The following is a 17259-nucleotide window of genomic DNA, read 5'->3' as shown; positions in this document are numbered from 1 at the left end:
CGGGCCGTCAGATGAGGGCTGCGGCGCCGAGGTTGTTGGCTCTCGAGTCGATGTGACGGGGGACCATCACGTTGCAGTCCGGGTTGGTGATCGGCGGGCCGGCCACCACGCGGAGCGGGATCAGGCCGGTCCAGTGCGGGAGGTCGAGGTCTTCCTCGTCGTCGTTCGCAGCGCCGGAGCGGGACTTGACCGAGGCCTCGGTGAGGGAGAGGGCCAGGACCGAGGTCTTGGCGAGCTCCTTGCGGTTCGGCGGGCGGACTTCGGTGGAGCGACCGGGGACGAGGTGGTCGACGATCCGGTTGAGGCCATGCAGCTTCTCGTCGGAGTCGGTGAGCAGCCGGGGGACGCCGAAGATGACCGCCGAGCGGTAGTTCACCGAGTGGTGGAAGGCAGACCGGGCGAGCACCAGGCCGTCGGTGTGGGTGATCGTGACGCAGATCGTCTGGTCGGGCGAGGCCACCACGCTGCGCGCGGCCACCGAGCCGTGCAGGTAGAGGGTGCCGTCGTCGCCGGCGTCGAGGTCCACTCCGTACGCCGTGGGCAGCACGAGCGGGGTTCCGTCGACGATCACGCCGAGGTGGCAGAACATGCCGTCGAGCAGGACCTCGTGCAGCGCGGTGCGTTCGGTCGCGGCGCGTTCCTTCTCCCGGCGTAGCTTGGTCCGGGTGGTCGGGGAGAGTGGTGTGGTGGTCATGTTTCCAGCTTGACGGCTCAGTGGCATGCTGGCACGGTCCATTCCCGCCCGAATCAGGTAGTCCACTTTGGAGAGCTCGCTCCCGCTCGTCCTGAGCCGCGACGGCACCGGCCCGCTGCACCTCCAGCTGGCCGAACAATTCCGCGCGGCCATTCGCGACGGGCGCTTGCAGGCCGGGCATCGGCTGCCGTCCACTCGCGATCTGGCGAAGGACCTCTCCGTGTCGCGTTCGGTGGCACAGGCGGCGTACGACCAGCTGCACGCGGAGGGCTGGATCGCGGGGCGAACCGGCTCGGGCACCTACGTGGCGGACGTAGTACCGCTGCCGCCGGTACGCCGACCGCGGGCGCGGCCGACCGAGCCTGCGGACGAAGAACTCCTGACGCTCCGCCCCGGCATCCCGTTTGTCGGGCCGACGTCGGACGCCGGCTGGAAGCGCGCCTGGCGGGAAGTGGCGGCTCAACCACCGGCGCGTGGCTACGACCATCCCGCTGGCCTTCCAGAGCTACGGGCCGCCCTGGTCGAGCATGTCGGTCGGGTCCGTGGCATCTCCTGTGGACCCGAGAACGTGATGATCACCAACGGCACCATGCACGGGCTTCACCTGCTGCTGACCGTCCGCGGCCGGCCCGGCGAACGGTTCGCCGTTGAGGACCCGGGCTACCTCAGTGCGGCGATCACCGCCCGGCAGCACGGGCTCGAGGTGGTCGACATCCCGGTCGACGAGGACGGCCTGGTGGTGTCCGAGCTGGACTCGGACCTGGCGGCCGTCTACGTCACGCCGTCGCATCAGTACCCGCTCGGCGGCCGGCTACCCGTTGCCCGACGCAACGAGTTGATCCGCTGGGCACGCCGGACCGGCGCGACGCTGATCGAGGACGACTACGACAGCGAGTTCCGGTACGACGTAGCGCCGCTGCCCGCCCTTGCCCAGCTCGACCTCGACCGGGTGGTCCACCTGGGCACACTGTCCAAGCTCATCAGCCCGTCGCTGCGACTCGGCTGGCTGGTCGCCTCCGCCGAGACGGTCGACCGGCTGGCGGCGTACCGGGAAGAGGCGAGCGACTGGCCCGCCTGGCCGATTCAGGTCGCGTTCCTGGCCATGCTCCGCGACGGCTACCTCGACCAGGTCATCCGCCGATCGAAACGCCTGTACTCCGAACGCCGCAACCACACGTGTGCCGTGCTGGAGCCGTACGGCCAGATCGTCGGCCAGGACGCAGGCCTCCACATCACCCTGCTCCTCCCCCCAGGAGCAGACGACTCCGCCATCGCCGCGGCGGCCCGAGCGGCCGGCGTGATCGTCGCCCCGCTCTCCGACTACCGCCGCTCCATCCCCGGCCCCCAAGGCCTGGTGATCGGCTACGCCACCCCAACCGACGCAGACTTCCACCAGGCCTTGGACACCCTCTGCGAAGTGCTCAGCCGCCGGTGAGCGGGTCGAGGTCCGCGACGACGCCCCAACGGAAGTTCACCGCGTCGGGGAAGGTGCCGTTGACCTTGCCCAGGTTCTGGATGACCGTGGCAGCGCCGTTGGCGTGGCTGACGGCGTAGGTGTAACCCGACTTGGTGTCGTTGTCGATGCCGAGCAGCAGGGTGCCGGAGACGCCGCACTTGTTGGCGATCAGCTTCTCGAAGCCGCCCCAGCCGGACGGGCGGACCTTGGTGACGACGGGCTTCATCGGGCTCGTGGCCGGGATCTTGATCGTGTAGAGCGCGCCGCCGCTGAGGTTGGCGAGGAACGTGTCGTACGTGGCGGTCTTGCCGATCAGCGCCAGCGACTTGACCGACTGGAAGCCGGCCGTGGAGCCGGTCGAGCGCCACGAAGAGCCCGAGTTGTCCCAGCGGAACAGGCTGCCGTCGGTCCGCAGCCCGTAGGCCGTGTGGCGCTGGGTGTTGCCGGAGATGTAGGCCGAGGTCTCGAGCGCCTTGAAGTTCGTCCAGCCGCCACCGACCTTGGTCAGCGAGTTGGGCGTGGAGGTGTCGATCTCACCGGTGCCGTCCTGCGAGTACGAGTGCCGGTAGAGGCCGTCGCCCTGGAGCACGTAGCCGAAGATGTCCAGGCCGGAGATGTTCGGCTCGCTGATGAAGTAGGAGCTGACCCGCACCTTGCCCGGCTGGTACACGCCGTGTGCCGTTCTCGTCTGGCCTTTGACCGGCGGAATGCCGCCGACCGAGCCGGTGGTCTGCCCGCCGAGCGCGGTCACCGATCCGGCGCTCAGTTCGCAGGCCGCGACGGTACTTGTCGCAGAGGCGCCGGCAGCGTGTGCGGGTGCGGCCAGCGCGGCGGTGCTCAGCGCGGCCGTCCCGGCGAGTGCCAGGCCGGCGCGGAAGAGGTTTCGTGCAGTCACAATCGTCCCCTAAACGGTTGGTCCGTGCGTGTATCGCTTTCATACCTCTAGATGCGGACCGGACCAGAAAGGTTTAGGGCTTCGCCGGATTACGTTGCTGTGGCGGCTGGACGACAGGTTCGTCACCGTTCCAGGTGAGCTCGGACAGCCACATCGTCCGGCCGGGCGGATCGACGCCGATCAGAGCCGGGTCCCAGGCGTGGTAGACGAACCAGTATCGGCCGTCCTTGACGAGCACCATGTTGTGGCCGGGGCCGGCCGCGTCGGCCGAGGTGGTGAGGACGGGATCGCCCGACTTCACACAGGGGCCGGCCGGGGTTTCGCAGAGCGCGTGACCGACGGCGTACTCCGCCTTGTCGTAGGCGTTGGCCGAGTAGAAGAGGTGGAACTTACCGTTGCGCTCGACAACGTACGGCGCCTCGACCAGGTTGCCCTCCCACGGCAGCGTCTGCTTGATCAGCCGGGTCGTCTCGCCGACCAGCGTCAGCCCGTCGGGCGACAGCTTGGAGACGTAGATCCAGGTGTCGACGCCGATCGCGTTGCCGTCGTTCTTCCAGTACAGCCAGCGCTGCCCGGTCGAGTCCTGGAACGGGCTGGCGTCGATCGATCCACCCTCGGATACCTGACAGACCAAGGGCTTCCTCGATTTGTCGACATATGGACCTTTGGCCTCGGCGGCCACCGCGACACCCACACACTGCCGCCCCGCTGCATCGTCGGAAGTCGTGTAATACATGACGAATCGGTCGTCTCCATGGACTGCGACCTCCGGTGCCCAGACCTTCCCGGCCGAGGTCCAGTCAGGCAGCGACGGCAGCGCATCGCCGACCTGGTCCCACGACACCAGGTCCGTGGACTTCAGCGTCTGAATGTTGCCGAGCGGCCCGTTCGTCGCGAACGCGTAGTACTGCGCACCGACCGCGATCACCTGCGGATCGGCGAAGTTGCCGTCGTACACCGGATTCGTGAAACCCATCGCAGTCCCTTCAGAAGGAGCCCCGGGATGAGCACCGCCGGGGTTGCTGCACCCCGCCGCCAGTGATACCAGCAGCAGCAACCCCGGCCAGCGCGGCATCACTTGCTCGCGTAGAACCGCAAGTAGTCGAACGTGGCCACCGGCGGTGGGTTGGATCCGGTCTGGTCGCCATGGGCGTACAGACCGAGCTTTGGCGTCACCCCAGCGGGCAGCACCCAAGACGCACCCCAGGTCCATTTCTTCCCATCGGTGCTCGTACCCGCCCGGTACACGTGCTCCCCGGCCGCATTGCGGTGATAGGCCAGCCGCATCCACATCGTCGGCGCCGGCCGCCCGATCGCCGCCCCGCCGTAGATCGTTGCGCCGTCAGACGGTCGAGCCACCAACTCCCGGCCGAACTCGGTCTGCCGCGTCTTCCAGATCGACACGTCGCCGAGCCGGGCGAAGTCGTCGTCGTTCAGATACGCGATCATCCCGGCCTGCTGGTAGTTGCGGATGTCGCCCTCCCCGAGGTCCAGGTGCAGCTTCGTCTCCGCGATCCAGCTGTCCCTGGCCGGCGTCTGGTGGAAGAGCAGCCCGGCGTTGTTGCCGGACCCGACCAGATCGGTGTTCTGCAACGGCCACGATAAGTTGCCATTAGCAACAACAGCACTGGCGTCCGGTCGCACCCACGACCACTTGTCACCAAGGGCCGCACCGTTGAAGTCGTCGTTGGCCAGCACCTTCCCGGCGACCGGGACCGCGGCGGCCCGGCGTACCGGCTCCGCGACCGAACGGACCGTCAGGTTGTCCACCTCTGCTGTCCCCAGCCAGCTCACCGGAGCCGCTCGTACCTTCAAGCCGTGTACGTCGAGCCGTGCCTCCGCGTAGAGATCGCCCAACCCCGCGTCGTTGACTCGAGCGGTAACGGTGGCCCCAGAAACCTGCACCACAAGGTGATTCCACTGCCCGCGCACGAAGTCCCCGGGCAAAGCCGCACTCGCAGCCTGCCCACCCGCAACAACGGTGATCTTGTCCCGTCCAACAGTGACCATATTCCCGCCACCACCGACCACGGTAGTAAAGCTGCTCCCAAGCCGCACATCAGCCTCGACCCGCACCGAACCGGCGGGCGCAGACTGCCGCGTCGTCGCAGCCCCACGGATGGAAGCAGTGGGTCCACCAAGCGAGTCACCAGCCAGCCTGGTCGCACCCCGGAGACCGCCAGCCGGATCCGTGGAGTTGATCCCGGCTGCTGAGCCCGTAGTCGGCGCAGGCTGCGGGGTGTCGGACGGACCAGCACCGGCTCGCGTGCGCGGCCAGCCGTCGATCCAGTCGATGTCGTCGATCAGCAGCGGGCGCCGGTTGATCCCGAACGGGTCGGTCAGCCACGGGGTCCCGCGGTCGATCGCGTGGTAGACGATGTGGTCCTGCCCGGCCGCGTCGGTGATGAAGGCGTGGTGGCCAGGGCCGATCCACTTGTTGCCGTTCTGGGTGATCACGGTCGTACCGCCGACGCGCGACTCGTTCATCGAGACCCCGTCGGCGTCGAGGAACGGTCCGCGGGGCGACTTGGAGCGGCCGGCGAAGACGGAGTACCCGGTGGTCGGGCCGGCGCAGCAGTTGCTCGACGAGCCCATCAGGTAGTACCAGCCGTCGCGGTAGACGACGTACGAGCCTTCGTAGCGGTCGCCGACGCTGACCTGGGTGGGAGTGCCGACCGAGTGCAGGCCGTCGGGGGAGAGCTCGGTGACGGAGAGGCCGCCGTAGAAACCGCCGCTGTAGAGGTAGCGCTTGCCGTCGGCCGCGGTGAGCATCGCCGGGTCGATCGTGCCGAAGTAGCCGCCGTTGCCGTCCGGCTTCGGGGCGACGACCGGGCCGTCGGTGGCGGTCCAGGGACCCGCGGGAGTCGGGGCGGTGGCCACGCCGATCCCCGGATCGCCACCGGGGTTGGCGAGGGTGTCGGTGACGGTGAAGTACATGACGTACCGGCCGCCGAAGTACCGGATGTCCGGTGCCCAGAAGAACGAGCCGGGCGCGGCCCAGGCGGGTTTGGTGCTGTCGTTGAAGACCGTGCCCAGGTACTCCCAGGAGCCGAAGTCCTTGGTCCTGGCCATGTGCATCAGGCCGAACGGGCCGTTCGCTACCAGGGGATCGGAGGTGGCGTAGGCGTACCAGTAACCGTCGCGGCCCTGGATGATCGACGGGTCGGCGAAGGTGTCGGCGAAGGGTGATGAGATCGCGTTCTGGGTGACCAATGGTTTCGGTGGCATCGCGGCAGCCGTAGTACTGGTGGCTACTGCGGCGACGGCGAGAACTGCTGCGAGCAAACGTCTGGGAGGCACTGGCGGGTTCCTCTCTTAGCCTTTGATGCCGCTGCGGGCGACACCTTCGATGACGTAGCGCTGGACGAAGATGTAGAGGATCAGGACCGGCACGGACGCGACGGTCGCGCCGGTCAGGATCACCGGGTAGTCGGTGGTGTAGGCGCCCTGCAGCAGCTTCAGCCCGGCCGGCAGGGTCAGCCGCTCGGGCGAGAAGAGCACGTAGAGCGGCCAGATGAAGTCGTTCCAGTTGGCCAGGAAGGACAGCACGGTCAGCGTGGCGAGCGCGGGTTTCGCGTTCGGCAGGATGATCCGGGTGAAGACCGTCCACGCGTTCGCGCCGTCGATCATCGCCACCTCCTCGAGCTCCCTGGGCAGGGCGAGGAAGAACTGCCGCATGAAGAACACCCCGAAGGCGCCGGCCGCGCCCGGGACGACGAGCGCCCAGAGCGTGTCCAGCCAGGCCAGCTTGTCCATCAGCAGGTAGTTCGGCATCAGAAAGACGAAGCCCGGGACGAACAGGGTCGCCAGGATGACGGCGAAGATCGGCTTCTTGAAGCGGAACTCCATCCGGGCCAGCGCATAGCCGGCCATCGACGCGACCAGCACGACCAGCCCGGAATGCAGCGTGGCCGCGACGAGCGAGTTGATGAACCAGCGCAGTACCGGGTTCTGTCCGCCGGTGGTGAGAACCTCGCCGTACGCACGCCCGGTCGGGTCCGACGGGATGATCGTCGGCGGCGCCTGCTGGGACTCGCCGATCGGCTTGAACGAGGTGAGCAACATCCACAGCAGGGGCGCGACGAACACCAACGTCAGCAGGCCGATCAGCACCCAGAACCCGGGCGACCTCCGCTGCCTCATGACTTCTTCTCCCTCAGCAGCGCGAAGTTGATCAGCGAGACGATCGCCAGACAGGCCGCCAGCACGTAGCTCATCGCGGTCGCCTGCCCCATCCGGAACTGCGCCAGGCCGGTGTCCGCGATCACCATCAAAGCGGTCCTGGTGGTGTCACCCGGACCGCCCTGCGTCACCAGCAGGGCCTGACCGAACATGTTGGCGGAGGCAAGGATCGTGATCGTGACGACGAACGTGACGACCGGCCGCAGTCCCGGCACGGTGATGTGGCGGAACGCCTGCCAGCGGTTGGCCCCGTCCAGTTCCGCGGCCTCGTACTGGTCGGCCGGGATGTCCTGCAGCCCGGCCAGGTAGATGATCGCGTTGAAGCCGATCGTCCACCACACCGTCATCCCGACCAGCGACGCGAACGCCCAGGGCTGCTCGGTGGTCCAGCCGATCTCGCCGATCCCGAACAACCCGAGGAACGCGTTCAGCACGCCGAAGCTGGTGTCCAGGATGTACCGGAACATCAGCCCGACCACCGCGACCCCGAGCACGTACGGAGCGAAGAACACCGCCCGGAAGAACGTCCGGCCGGGGAACCGCCGGTTGAGCACGACCGCCAGCCCGAGCGGCAACGTCACCAGGAACGGCACCGACGCGAGCGTGAAGATCCCGGTCGCCCGCATCCCGTGCCAGAACGGCTCGGCCGTGGTCGACTGGGTGTCGAACAGGTCCTTGTAGTTCTGCAGCCCGACGAACGGTTTGCCCGGCAACTGGAAGTCCCAGTCGTGCAGGCTCATCCACAGGCCGAAGATGGCCGGTCCGACGACGAACAGCAGGAACAGCGCGAGATACGGCGCCAGGAAGAGGTACGGCGTAGCCCGGCCGTATCCCCTCATGCCCCGTACTTCTTGCGGTTGGCCTCCAGGATCTTGTCGGAGCGGCCGGCCGCGTCCGACAACGCCTTGGCGGGCTCGGTCTTGAGCAGGACGGCCTCGTTGACCGCCTTGTTGAGCTCGGCCAGCGCGTCACCGATGCCCGGCACGGGTGGCGGGAAGTGCAGGTCGTTGACCTGGGTGGCGAGGATCGACTGCTCCGGCAGCGCCTTGAACTCGGCCGACTCACGGACCTGCTTGCGCGCCGGTACCTGACCGCCGCGAGCCCATTCGATCGACTTCTGGCTGACGTAGTTCACGAACACCCGGGCGGCCGTGGACTTGTTCGCGTCCGGCGTCTTCAGCTTCGGCAGGCAGAACTGGTGCGAGCCCGACCAGGCGCCGGGCTTGCCGCCGATGTTCGGAATGGCCGCGACGCCCCATTCCAGGCCCTTCTTCTCCTTGAAGGTGTTGATGTTCCAGATGCCGTTCCAGACGAACGCGTTCTTGCCGTTCATCACCGCGATGTTGTCGGCGTCCTGCGCGACGTTCTTCGGGCTGTAGCCCTTCTTCACCAGATCGGTGAACCAGGTCAGGGCTTTGACGCCGGGCTCGTCGGCCCAGGTGGTCTTGCTCGAGTCCGCATTGAACAACTCGCCGCCGAACTGCCAGAGCAGCGACTGCACGCTCATCACGCCGGTGAACTGGAACGGCGTCGCCCAGTGGCCCTGGATGCCCTTGCCCTTCAGGGCGTCCAGGGCGGCCATGTACTCGTCCGCGGTGGCCGGCGGCTTGGCCGGGTCCAGACCCGCCTGGGTCATCAGCGTCTTGTTGTAGAAGAAGCCGAGCGGGTGCATGTCCAGCGGGATGCCGTACCGCTTGCCGTTGTACTCGCCGGCCTTCCAGACCACATCGGCGAAGTCCTCCTGCTTGAGGTCCAGCGCCTTCGCGACGTCGTCGAGCGGCTCGATCACGTTCCGGGCGGCGTTGGTGGCGAGCGAGTCGACGTGCATGATCGCGACCGCCGGACCCCGGCCGCTGCTCACCGCGGTGGGCAGCTTGGTGTAGTAGTCGGCCCACTGCATCACGGTCATCTTGACCTTGATGTTCGGGTGCTCGCTGTTGAACGCGTCGACGATCTTGCGCATGAACGGGCCGTCGCCGCCGGTGAACCCGTTCCAGAAATCGAGCTCGACGGCCGGCCCGTCGTACCCCTTCGCGCCGCCGTCGCCGGCCGCGGGCGCCGCTCCGGGCTTTCCGGCCGAGCCGGACCCGCACGCTGTCAGGACGCCGGCCGCCCCCAGAGCGCCGATTCCGCCCAGCATCATTCGACGGTTGATGGTGTTCACCTTGTACCTCCAGGGGAGAGCCTGATCATGTGCCACGAGGCAGGGGCCAGCGTGGCCGTACAGCTGTCGTTGGTGACCTCGGTGCCGTCGATGCGTCGCGGCACCACCCGGTCGGGGTCCTCGGCGGTGTTGACCGCGCTCCGGTCGCCGTCGTACAGGGCCACGTGCTCGACCACCTGCAACCCGGGCAGTACCGGTACTTCGAGATCGACCTTGTCCGTCTCGCTCCGGTTCACCACGAAGAGCACCACCTCGCCGGTGCTCTCCTCGTACGTCGCCGTGCTCCACAGCGCCGGTACCCGCCCGTACGCCGCGGTGTCGATCTCCGGGCCGGCCACCGCTGTGCGCAGTACCGTCGAGCCCGCGTACTTCGCGGTCAGCGCGAACGGGTGGAAGATCGTCTGCCGCCAGGCGCGACCGTCCGGCTCGGTCCGGATCGGGCCGATCACGTTGACCAGTTGCGCCAGGCAAGCGATCTTCACCCGATCGGCGTGCCGGAGCAGGGTGATCAGCAGGCTGCCGACGACCACCGCGTCGTCGACCGTGTAGGTGTCCTCGATCAGCGGGCCGACCTCGCGGACGTCCAGGCCGAGCTCGCCGGGGAAGTCCTGCTGGCGCCAGACGTTCCATTCGTCGAACGACAAGGTGATCTCCTTGTCGCTGCGCTTGAGCGCCTTCACGTGATCCGCGGTGGCGACGACGGAGTCGATGAACCGGTCCATGTCCTCGGCGGCGGCGAGGAAGCTCTGCTGGTCGCCGTCCTTCGGTTCGTAGTACGCGTGCAGGCTGATGTGCTCGACCAGGTCGTACGTCCGCTCCAGCACGGTGCGTTCCCACTCGCCGAAGGTCGGCATGTGCCGGTTGCTCGAGCCACAGGCGACGAACTCGACGCCGGGGTCGACGCGGCGCATCGCGTTCGCGGTCTCCTCGGCGAGGCGGGCGTACTCCTCGGCGGTCTTGTGGCCGATCTGCCAGGGGCCGTCCATTTCGTTGCCCAGGCACCAGACCTTGATCCCGTGCGGCTCGGGAGTGCCGTTGGCGACGCGGCGGTCGGCGGTCGCAGTACCGGCTGGGAGGTTGCAGTACTCGAGCAGCTCGACCGCCTCGGTGATACCGCGGGTACCGAGGTTGACCGCCCAGATCGGCTCGACGCCGGCCTTGCGGGACCAGGTGACGAACTCGTCGGTGCCGAACTGGTTCGGCTCGACCGCGCGCCAGGCGAGGTCGAGGCGGCGCGGCCGCTGGTCCTTCGGGCCGACGCCGTCCTCCCAGCGGTAGTTGGAGACGAAGTTGCCGCCCGGGTAGCGAACCGCGGTCACGCCCAGCTCGCGCACCAGCGCGAGCACGTCCTCCCGGAACCCGTCCGGGTCAGCCGTCGCATGCCCCGGCTCGTAGATCCCGGTGTAGACACACCGCCCCATGTGCTCGACGAACGAGCCGAACAGCCGCCGGTCGAGTGCACCGACTACGAACGCGGGGTCGACCGCAAGACGCGCCACAGATCCTCCAGAGAAATCTCTACAACGATTAACCTGAGTTTTTACAACGATTGACATCCGCTGTAAAGAGCTGGCTGTAGATGGCCGTGGCACACTCAGGCGACAAGCGGGCGAAGGGAAGACGGATGGCGACCAGACTGAGCGACGTGGCGGCGCGCGCCGGGGTGTCGGTGAAGACGGTCTCCAACGTGATCAACGACTACCCGCACATCACCGCGCAGACCCGGGCCAAGGTCGAGGCCGCGATCGAGGCCCTCGACTACACCCCGAACGTGAGCGCCCGCTCGCTGCGCAAGGGCCGCTCGGACTTCATCGCGCTGGCCATCCCGGAGATGGCCTCCCCGTACTTCGCTGAGCTCGGCGCCGCCATCAGCCGAGCGGCCAAGAAACGCGGCATCACCGTGCTGATCGACCAGACCGAGGGCGAACCGGCCGCCGAGAAACTGGTGCTCGACGGCATGCGCGGGCAGCTGATCGACGGCATCATCTTCTCGCCGATCACCACCGCGCCGGCCAAGATCGAGCTCGCCGCGAACGCGAAACCACTGGTCCTGCTCGGTGAGCGGCACGCCGGCGGCACCCTCGACCACGTCGCGGTCGACTCGGTCCAGGCGTCCTTCGACGCGACCACGCACCTGATCTCGATCGGCCGGCGCCGGATCGCCGCGATCGGGGTCGGCGGCGGCGCGGGGACCGGCGCAGTACGGCGGAAGGGGTACCGCAAGGCGTTGAAGGCGGCGGGCCTGCCGCTCGATCCGACGCTGGAGCTGGCCGGTACGGGGTATCACCGCGAGGACGGAGCGGCGTCGATGCGAGAGCTGCTCGCCCTGCCTGAGCCGCCGGATGCCGTGTTCTGCTTCAACGATCTGCTCGCGCTCGGAGCCTTGCGGACGCTGGCCGACGCCGGACTGTCGGTGCCTGGGGATGTCGCGGTCGTTGGCTTCGACGACATCGAGGACGGCCGCTACCACTCGCCGTCGCTGACCACGATCTCGGCGGACAAGGAGTGGCTCGCGGAAAACGCCGTCGGACTGCTGCTGGACCGGATCGCGGGAACCGGTGAGGTCGACCGCCGCGACCTCACCGTCCCCTACACACTGCAGATCAGGGAAAGCACAGCTACCAAAAGCTAAAAGCAAAAGGGGTGGGGGGTGGGTGGCTAGAACGCCGCCGCGCAGGTGGTGAGGTTCGCCGTAGCAGACGCACCCCTGGCGACGGTGATCTGACGGGTCTCCAGCACCTGACCGGTCGGGCGCTCACAGGTCAGCGTCCACGCCTCCGTACCGCCTTGCTGGGCAGTGATCGGCCGGGTCGAGGGGTTGGCGTGATAGGTGTACGTGCCTCCGGCAGGCACGGTCATCGTGGTGTCGAGGACGTCGGGGATCAGGGTGCCGTTCCAGGTCTTGGTGTTGAACGACTTCTTCAGCCGCAGGACGGCGCCTGCCGGGCCGGTACCGGTGATGATCGAGTGCCGGGCCGGGTTGATCGTGCTCTCCGCGGCGATCAGGTAGGCCTCGCGGTTTCCCTTGCCTGCGGTGCTTCCCGAGCCGTAGTAGTAGTTGACGACATTGCTGAAGGCCGGGTGGAAGCTGCTCGTACCGTGCTCGAAGGTGAACCCGAGTCCGCCCGTCGCGTAGTACGACCAGTCTTCGGTGGTACCGGTCGTGTCGTAGAGCTCGTAGCCGAACTGGCTGTCGTAGCCGTTCTGGGCCGCCATCTGGTCGCCCAGCGACTTGTAGAGCGCCTCGTCCGGGGTGTTGCCGGCACCGGCATACCCGGGCTCACGGAGTACGAGGTTGGAGTAGGTGTGGTTCGTGATCAGCGTGGTCGCCTGGTACGACGAGACGAGTGCCTGGATGTTGCGCGATTCCGGCTCGCTGAAGGCGCTCGCGCCGCGGTACGTCTCCGAGGTCAGGCTGGTGGACGCGCCCGGGCCGCCCCAGAAGCCGGCGTAGTTGCGGTTGAGGTCCGTACCGCGCGACTGGTTGGACGACTGCGCGCACTGGCCGGTGGTCGGGATCTGGCCGTTGGTGACGCGGCAGTTCTTCCGCTTCATCTCGTAGCCGAGGGTGCGGCTGAGGTTGAAGCCGTCTGGGTTCACCACCGGGACGATGACGACCCGCGCCTTGTCCAGGATGCTGGTGATCCGCGGCACCACACCGTCGTTCTTCAGCAGGTCGTACGCGAACTCCATCGTCAACTCACCCGACGGCCACTCCCGCGCGTGGTGCAGGCCCATCATCATGAACACCGGCTTGCCGTTGCTGACGTTCACGTCCCGGCTGATCTCGATGCCGCGAATCGTGCGGCCTTCGAGCGAAGTGTTCTTCAGCGTGATCTGCTTGACCTTCGTCGGGTACTGCGACGCCAGCGCCGCCAGGTCGTTGGTGTAGTCGGCCAGCGTCCGGTACGCCGTCCGCCCGCTCGGCAGGGTGGCCAGGATGGCCCGCGTCTTCACCGCCTTCGCGTACGCCGCGTCGGCGCGCTCGCGTTCCTGGTCGGCGCCGACCAGGTCGTCCTCGATCACCGACCAGGTGAAGCCGGCCAGTTTCAGCAGCCGCCGATCCTGGTTGCCATAGGCAACCACGTCGACGTAGTTCTTGCCCGCCGACTCGGCCAGGTCGAGATCCAGCGTGGTCAGCCGCTTGCGGTCGGCCAGGGTCGGGGTGTCGATCCGGAGCAGCTGGATCAGCTCGGCCTTCTCGTAGGCCTGCACCTTGCGGTCGGGTGGCGCGACAGCCTGGACCTGGCTGCCGGCACCGACCACGACGGCGGCCGCGATCGCGAGGGGGACAAGTCGGTGCCATCGGGCGGGATGGAACACGGTGACCTCCAGTAGTGAGGTTGTTGCAATGGGTAACTGGAGGGTAGGGCGCGGAGCGGTTCAGGTGGAAGCAGTTCCGCCAACTGTGCGGGGAAACCCTCAGCGATGACCGACGGCCGACAGCTGCTCGGCGAGGGTGCGACGGAAAGCAGGCAGACGTGAAAGGAAGTGAAGTCCTGCGTTGCGCGCCGGCCTGAGCGCGGTCGGCGCTGTCGCCAGGCGGGTGAGTCGGTGTGCGAGGGCTACCACTCGGACTGCTTCTTCGCGGCTGGCCTTCGCGTACTCGTCGAGCTTGGTCTCGTCGCCGGCGGTCAGGGCGTCCGCCAGCGCGTCGCCGAGGACGACTGCGTCACGGAGGCCGAGGTTCATGCCTTGGCCGCCTGCTGGGCTGTGGGTGTGGGCGGCATCGCCGGCCAGTACGACCCGGCCTTCGCGGTATCGGTCGGCCACCCGCTCGTGGATCCGGAAGCGTGAACCCCAGACCACCTCCGTCACCCTCGCGGTCCGCTCCTGCGGGCCGCGCGCGTTGAGGAGCCGCTGGGCATAGGCGACATCCGGGCGCTCCGGCGCCTCCTCCACCTCAGCCACGAGCCGGAACGTGCCATCGGGCAACGGAGCCGCCACCAACATGCCGGGCCTGGAGAAGTACAGGAGTACTTCGTCGGCCGGCAGCCCGCTCTCGACGCGCACATCCACGAGGGTGAAGTTCAGCGGCAGCGCATCGGCTCCGTCGAAGCCGAGTCCGGCGAGGTCGCGCATCCGGCTGTTCATCCCGTCGGCGGCCACGACGTACTGCGCCTTGATCAACTCACCGGACTCCAGGGTGACCTCGGCTCCGTCAGCGCTCTGTCGCAGCCCGGTTGCGACGTACGGGCGGTGGACGGTGCCACCGAGTTCAGTCAGCCGGTCGAGCAGCACCTGCTCGGTGACGTTCTGCGGGATCATCAGGACGTACGGGTACTCGGTCGGCAGCTTGTCGAAGCGGACCGGGACGAGTGTCCGGTCGCCGTCGGCGATGTTGAACTGCTCGACGTGGATGCCGAGCTCGGTCAGCCGCTCGCTGACCCCGATCCGCTCCAGCAACTCCAGCGTCCGCGGGTGCACGACTGAGGCGCGCGAGGTGTTTGCCCCCGCCGCCTGTCGATCGACGACCGTCACCTGCCGGCCGTGCCCGGCCAGCGAGACGGCCACCGCCAGTCCCACCGGCCCGGCACCCACCACCAGCACCTCGGTCTGCTCCGGAATCATTCCGACCCTCCTCCTAAGTCAACATCTGTTGGCCAACGCTTGTTGACTTCACTGTAGACACGCCGAACTGGCCAAGTCAACACCTGTTGACCTACGGTGTCGCCATGAGCAAGACGGCAGACGAACAGCAGTCCGCGGCGGCCGAAGGCGGCTCGGGCGGCGCAGCGCCAGGCAAGCGGTCGGCTGATCGGACCCGGGCGGTGATCCTGGCGGCGGCGCGGGAGCGGTTCGCGGCGGACGGCTATGAGCGGGCGACGATCCGGGCGATCGCGGCGGACGCGGCGATCGATCCCGCGATGGTGATGCGCTACTTCGGCAACAAAGAGAAGCTGTTCGCGGCGGCAGCGGAGTTCGACCTGCGGTTGCCCGACTTGAGCAAGCTCCCGCGGGAAGAGGTCGGGGCAGCACTCACCAACCACTTCCTCGACCGCTGGGAAGACGACGAGTCCCTCAAGGCACTACTCCGAGCCAGCGTCACCAACGAGGCCGCCGCCGACCGCATGCGCCAACTCTTCGCCGACCAACTGGGCCCAGCGATCATGAGCCTCAGCACCCCGTCCGGCAGAAGCCGCACCGGCCCGCCAAGCCCCGGATCCGAGCACGGCAGCCACGCCGTCTCGTCGGCCACCGCCAACGCGGCAACCCGCGCCGGCCTCGTCGCCACCCAAGCGCTCGGCTTCGCGCTCTGCCGCTATGTCTTAGCCCTGCCGCCGGTGGCCGCGCTGACCCGCGAGGAAGCGGTCGCCTGGCTGGGGCCGACGATCACCCGCTACCTAACGGCTCCACCCACCACCATCTGAGGGGTTAACCCCTCAAATGGCGGGGCAGGCCGGGGGGAGGGATGAGGGGGCGGGAGGGTTAGCGATTGACTTTGCTGCGGCGGCGCTTGGTGTCCAGAAGGAACAGCCAGGCGACTGCGGCACCGGTGACGAAGCCACCGAGGTGGCCCTCCCACGAGATGTTCGGGACGGCGAACGAGATGACCGCCGTGATCGCGACGTACGCGATGATCCAGGTGACATCCATGCCGCGGGCCTTGCTGATCACCAGCAGCGCGCCGACCAGCCCGAGGACCGCGCCGGAAGCACCGAGCGTCGCGCCGCCGGGGGAGCCGAGCAGCCAGACCGCGACCCCACCACCGAGCGCCGACAGCAGGTACAGCACGGCGTACCGGACCTGGCCCATCATCTGTTCGAGGATCGGACCGACCTGCCAGAGCATGAACAGGTTCGAGAAGATGTGGAAGATCGCCACATGGGTGAAGGCCGACGTGAGCAGCCGCCACGGCTCGGATTCCACCAGCACGGGGACCATCACGAGATCGTTGAGCAGCTTCGGGCTGCCGCTGCGGACGGCGATGAAGACGAGCACGTTCAGCCCGATCATCGTCCAGGTCACGTACGGGCTGTTGCCGCGCGCGACACCGCCCAGCGACGTCCGGGTGCGCGGGATCGACTTCACACCCTCGTTGAAACACGACGGGCACTGGAAGCCGACGGAGGCGTCGTTCATACAGGCCGGGCAGATCGGCCGGTCGCACCGCTGGCAGCGGACCCCAGCGGGCCGATCCGGGTGCCGGTAGCAGACGGTCTCGGTCACGCCCTGGTCCTCCACAGTCAGAAAAGGTGCGGACCGGCCGCCCGTCAGGTGGCCGGCCCGCGGTGGATCAGACGGTCTTGCGCTCGATCTTGACGCTGTTGATCACGATCGGCTCGGTCGGCCGGTCGCCCGCGGTGGTGTCCGCGGTCGCGATCGCGTCGACGACCTTCTTCGAGTCGTCGTCGACGACCTCGCCGAAGATGGTGTGCTTGCGGTTCAGGTGCGGGGTCGGGACCACGGTCACGAAGAACTGCGACCCGTTGGTGCCCTTGCCGAACTGGATGCCCGCGTTCGCCATCGCCAGCAGGTACGGGCGGTCGAACTGCAGCTCGGGGTGGATCTCGTCGTCGAAGCTGTAGCCCGGCGAACCGGTGCCGGTGCCGAGCGGGCAGCCACCCTGGATCATGAATCCGTCGATCACCCGGTGGAAACCGAGGCCGTCGTAGAAGCGGGCGGTGCTGGCCTGCCCCGTCGTCGGGTCGGTCCACTCCTTGGTGCCCTCGGCGAGGCCGACGAAGTTCTGCACCGTCTTGGGCGCGTGATCGGGGAACAGCTTGATGACGACGTCGCCCTTCGTCGTCTGCAGCGTCGCGAACAGTTCTTCGGCCACGGGAATACTCCTCATCGGGGTTACGGCTTACGGCATCGATCCTGTCATGGGCCACAAGTCCGGGCCGCATCGACGTGCCCAGGGGCAT

The 17259-nt window shown here is 67.8% G+C and carries 15 protein-coding genes; 3 read left to right on the top strand and 12 right to left on the bottom strand.

Annotated elements, in window-relative coordinates; genetic code table 11:
• Positions 1 to 7 precede the first annotated feature (7 nt).
• Positions 8 to 694 (bottom strand): pyridoxamine 5'-phosphate oxidase family protein, encoded by a 687-nt coding sequence (locus tag OHA70_RS11815; RefSeq protein ID WP_328331594.1) that lies wholly within the window; start codon positions 692 to 694, stop codon positions 8 to 10.
• A 67-nt stretch (positions 695 to 761) separates the two neighbouring features.
• Here OHA70_RS11815 and pdxR point away from each other — a divergent pair, with 67 nt between their 5' ends.
• Positions 762 to 2129 carry a MocR-like pyridoxine biosynthesis transcription factor PdxR gene (pdxR, locus tag OHA70_RS11810; protein WP_328331592.1) on the top strand — a complete coding sequence of 456 codons (1368 nt, stop codon included), beginning with the start codon at positions 762 to 764 and terminating at the stop codon, positions 2127 to 2129.
• Here the strand turns inward: pdxR and OHA70_RS11805 are convergent.
• The 7 genes from OHA70_RS11805 to arfA all read right to left on the bottom strand — a co-directional run bounded on the left by OHA70_RS11805 (position 2116) and on the right by arfA (position 10890).
• Positions 2116 to 3045, bottom strand: coding sequence for a hypothetical protein (locus tag OHA70_RS11805; RefSeq protein WP_328331590.1), 930 nt, complete (start codon positions 3043 to 3045; stop codon positions 2116 to 2118). The two genes, pdxR and OHA70_RS11805, sit on opposite strands and share 14 nt — an antisense overlap.
• 73 nt (positions 3046 to 3118) lie before the next feature.
• A complete protein-coding gene (locus OHA70_RS11800) occupies positions 3119 to 4021 on the bottom strand; it encodes a glycoside hydrolase family 43 protein (RefSeq protein ID WP_328331588.1) in 903 nt (300 codons plus the stop codon).
• A 98-nt stretch (positions 4022 to 4119) separates the two neighbouring features.
• Positions 4120 to 6345, bottom strand: a complete 2226-nt coding sequence (locus OHA70_RS11795; RefSeq protein WP_328331586.1) for a family 43 glycosylhydrolase — start codon at positions 6343 to 6345, stop codon at positions 4120 to 4122.
• Positions 6346 to 6360: 15 nt separating this feature from the next.
• Entirely contained in the window at positions 6361 to 7188 is an 828-nt protein-coding gene (locus OHA70_RS11790; protein WP_328331584.1) for a carbohydrate ABC transporter permease, read from the bottom strand.
• Positions 7185 to 8066 (bottom strand): carbohydrate ABC transporter permease, encoded by an 882-nt coding sequence (locus OHA70_RS11785; RefSeq protein WP_328331582.1) that lies wholly within the window; start codon positions 8064 to 8066, stop codon positions 7185 to 7187. Before OHA70_RS11785 ends, OHA70_RS11790 begins: the two co-directional genes overlap by 4 nt.
• A complete protein-coding gene (locus OHA70_RS11780; RefSeq protein ID WP_328331580.1) occupies positions 8063 to 9391 on the bottom strand; it encodes an ABC transporter substrate-binding protein in 1329 nt (442 codons plus the stop codon). Before OHA70_RS11780 ends, OHA70_RS11785 begins: the two co-directional genes overlap by 4 nt.
• Entirely contained in the window at positions 9388 to 10890 is a 1503-nt protein-coding gene (gene arfA, locus OHA70_RS11775; protein WP_328331578.1) for an arabinosylfuranosidase ArfA, read from the bottom strand. The genes OHA70_RS11780 and arfA overlap by 4 nt, the downstream gene beginning before the upstream one ends.
• 125 nt (positions 10891 to 11015) lie before the next feature.
• Here arfA and OHA70_RS11770 point away from each other — a divergent pair, with 125 nt between their 5' ends.
• Positions 11016 to 12023: a LacI family DNA-binding transcriptional regulator gene (locus OHA70_RS11770; RefSeq protein WP_328331576.1), complete on the top strand. Its 1008-nt coding sequence runs from the start codon at positions 11016 to 11018 to the stop codon at positions 12021 to 12023.
• 26 nt (positions 12024 to 12049) lie between these two features.
• On the opposite strand, the gene OHA70_RS11765 is transcribed toward OHA70_RS11770, so the two are convergent.
• Positions 12050 to 13714 carry a M14 family metallopeptidase gene (locus OHA70_RS11765; RefSeq protein WP_328331575.1) on the bottom strand — a complete coding sequence of 555 codons (1665 nt, stop codon included), beginning with the start codon at positions 13712 to 13714 and terminating at the stop codon, positions 12050 to 12052.
• Positions 13715 to 13813: 99 nt separating this feature from the next.
• Entirely contained in the window at positions 13814 to 14962 is a 1149-nt protein-coding gene (locus OHA70_RS11760) for an FAD-dependent oxidoreductase (RefSeq protein WP_328331573.1), read from the bottom strand.
• A gap of 104 nt (positions 14963 to 15066) precedes the next feature.
• Here OHA70_RS11760 and OHA70_RS11755 point away from each other — a divergent pair, with 104 nt between their 5' ends.
• The gene (locus OHA70_RS11755; RefSeq protein WP_328331571.1) at positions 15067 to 15762 is read left to right on the top strand and encodes a TetR/AcrR family transcriptional regulator; all 696 of its coding nucleotides are present in this window, start codon (positions 15067 to 15069) and stop codon (positions 15760 to 15762) included.
• 58 nt (positions 15763 to 15820) lie between these two features.
• Here the strand turns inward: OHA70_RS11755 and OHA70_RS11750 are convergent, their stop codons facing one another.
• Positions 15821 to 16561 carry a rhomboid family intramembrane serine protease gene (locus OHA70_RS11750; RefSeq protein ID WP_328331569.1) on the bottom strand — a complete coding sequence of 247 codons (741 nt, stop codon included), beginning with the start codon at positions 16559 to 16561 and terminating at the stop codon, positions 15821 to 15823.
• Positions 16562 to 16628: 67 nt separating this feature from the next.
• Positions 16629 to 17186: a peptidylprolyl isomerase gene (locus OHA70_RS11745; RefSeq protein WP_328331567.1), complete on the bottom strand. Its 558-nt coding sequence runs from the start codon at positions 17184 to 17186 to the stop codon at positions 16629 to 16631.
• Between the last annotated feature and the right edge of the window lie 73 nt (positions 17187 to 17259).

The sequence above is a fragment of the Kribbella sp. NBC_00382 genome (genome assembly GCF_036067295.1).
Lineage (GTDB): Bacteria > Actinomycetota > Actinomycetes > Propionibacteriales > Kribbellaceae > Kribbella.
The sequence above is the reverse complement of the archived record's forward strand: the minus strand, read 5'-3'. Positions and strand labels throughout refer to the sequence as shown.

Excerpts from the sequence above, each read along its gene's own strand:
- OHA70_RS11790 (WP_328331584.1), bottom strand. The coding sequence starts at position 7,188 with ATGAGGCAGCGGAGGTCGCCCGGGTTCTGGGTGCTGATCGGCCTGCTG.
- OHA70_RS11755 (WP_328331571.1), top strand. The coding sequence starts at position 15,067 with ATGAGCAAGACGGCAGACGAACAGCAGTCCGCGGCGGCCGAAGGCGGC.
- OHA70_RS11800 (WP_328331588.1), bottom strand. The coding sequence starts at position 4,021 with ATGGGTTTCACGAATCCGGTGTACGACGGCAACTTCGCCGATCCGCAG.
- OHA70_RS11745 (WP_328331567.1), bottom strand. The coding sequence starts at position 17,186 with ATGAGGAGTATTCCCGTGGCCGAAGAACTGTTCGCGACGCTGCAGACG.
- OHA70_RS11815 (WP_328331594.1), bottom strand. The coding sequence starts at position 694 with ATGACCACCACACCACTCTCCCCGACCACCCGGACCAAGCTACGCCGG.
- OHA70_RS11770 (WP_328331576.1), top strand. The coding sequence starts at position 11,016 with ATGGCGACCAGACTGAGCGACGTGGCGGCGCGCGCCGGGGTGTCGGTG.
- OHA70_RS11785 (WP_328331582.1), bottom strand. The coding sequence starts at position 8,066 with ATGAGGGGATACGGCCGGGCTACGCCGTACCTCTTCCTGGCGCCGTAT.
- OHA70_RS11760 (WP_328331573.1), bottom strand. The coding sequence starts at position 14,962 with ATGATTCCGGAGCAGACCGAGGTGCTGGTGGTGGGTGCCGGGCCGGTG.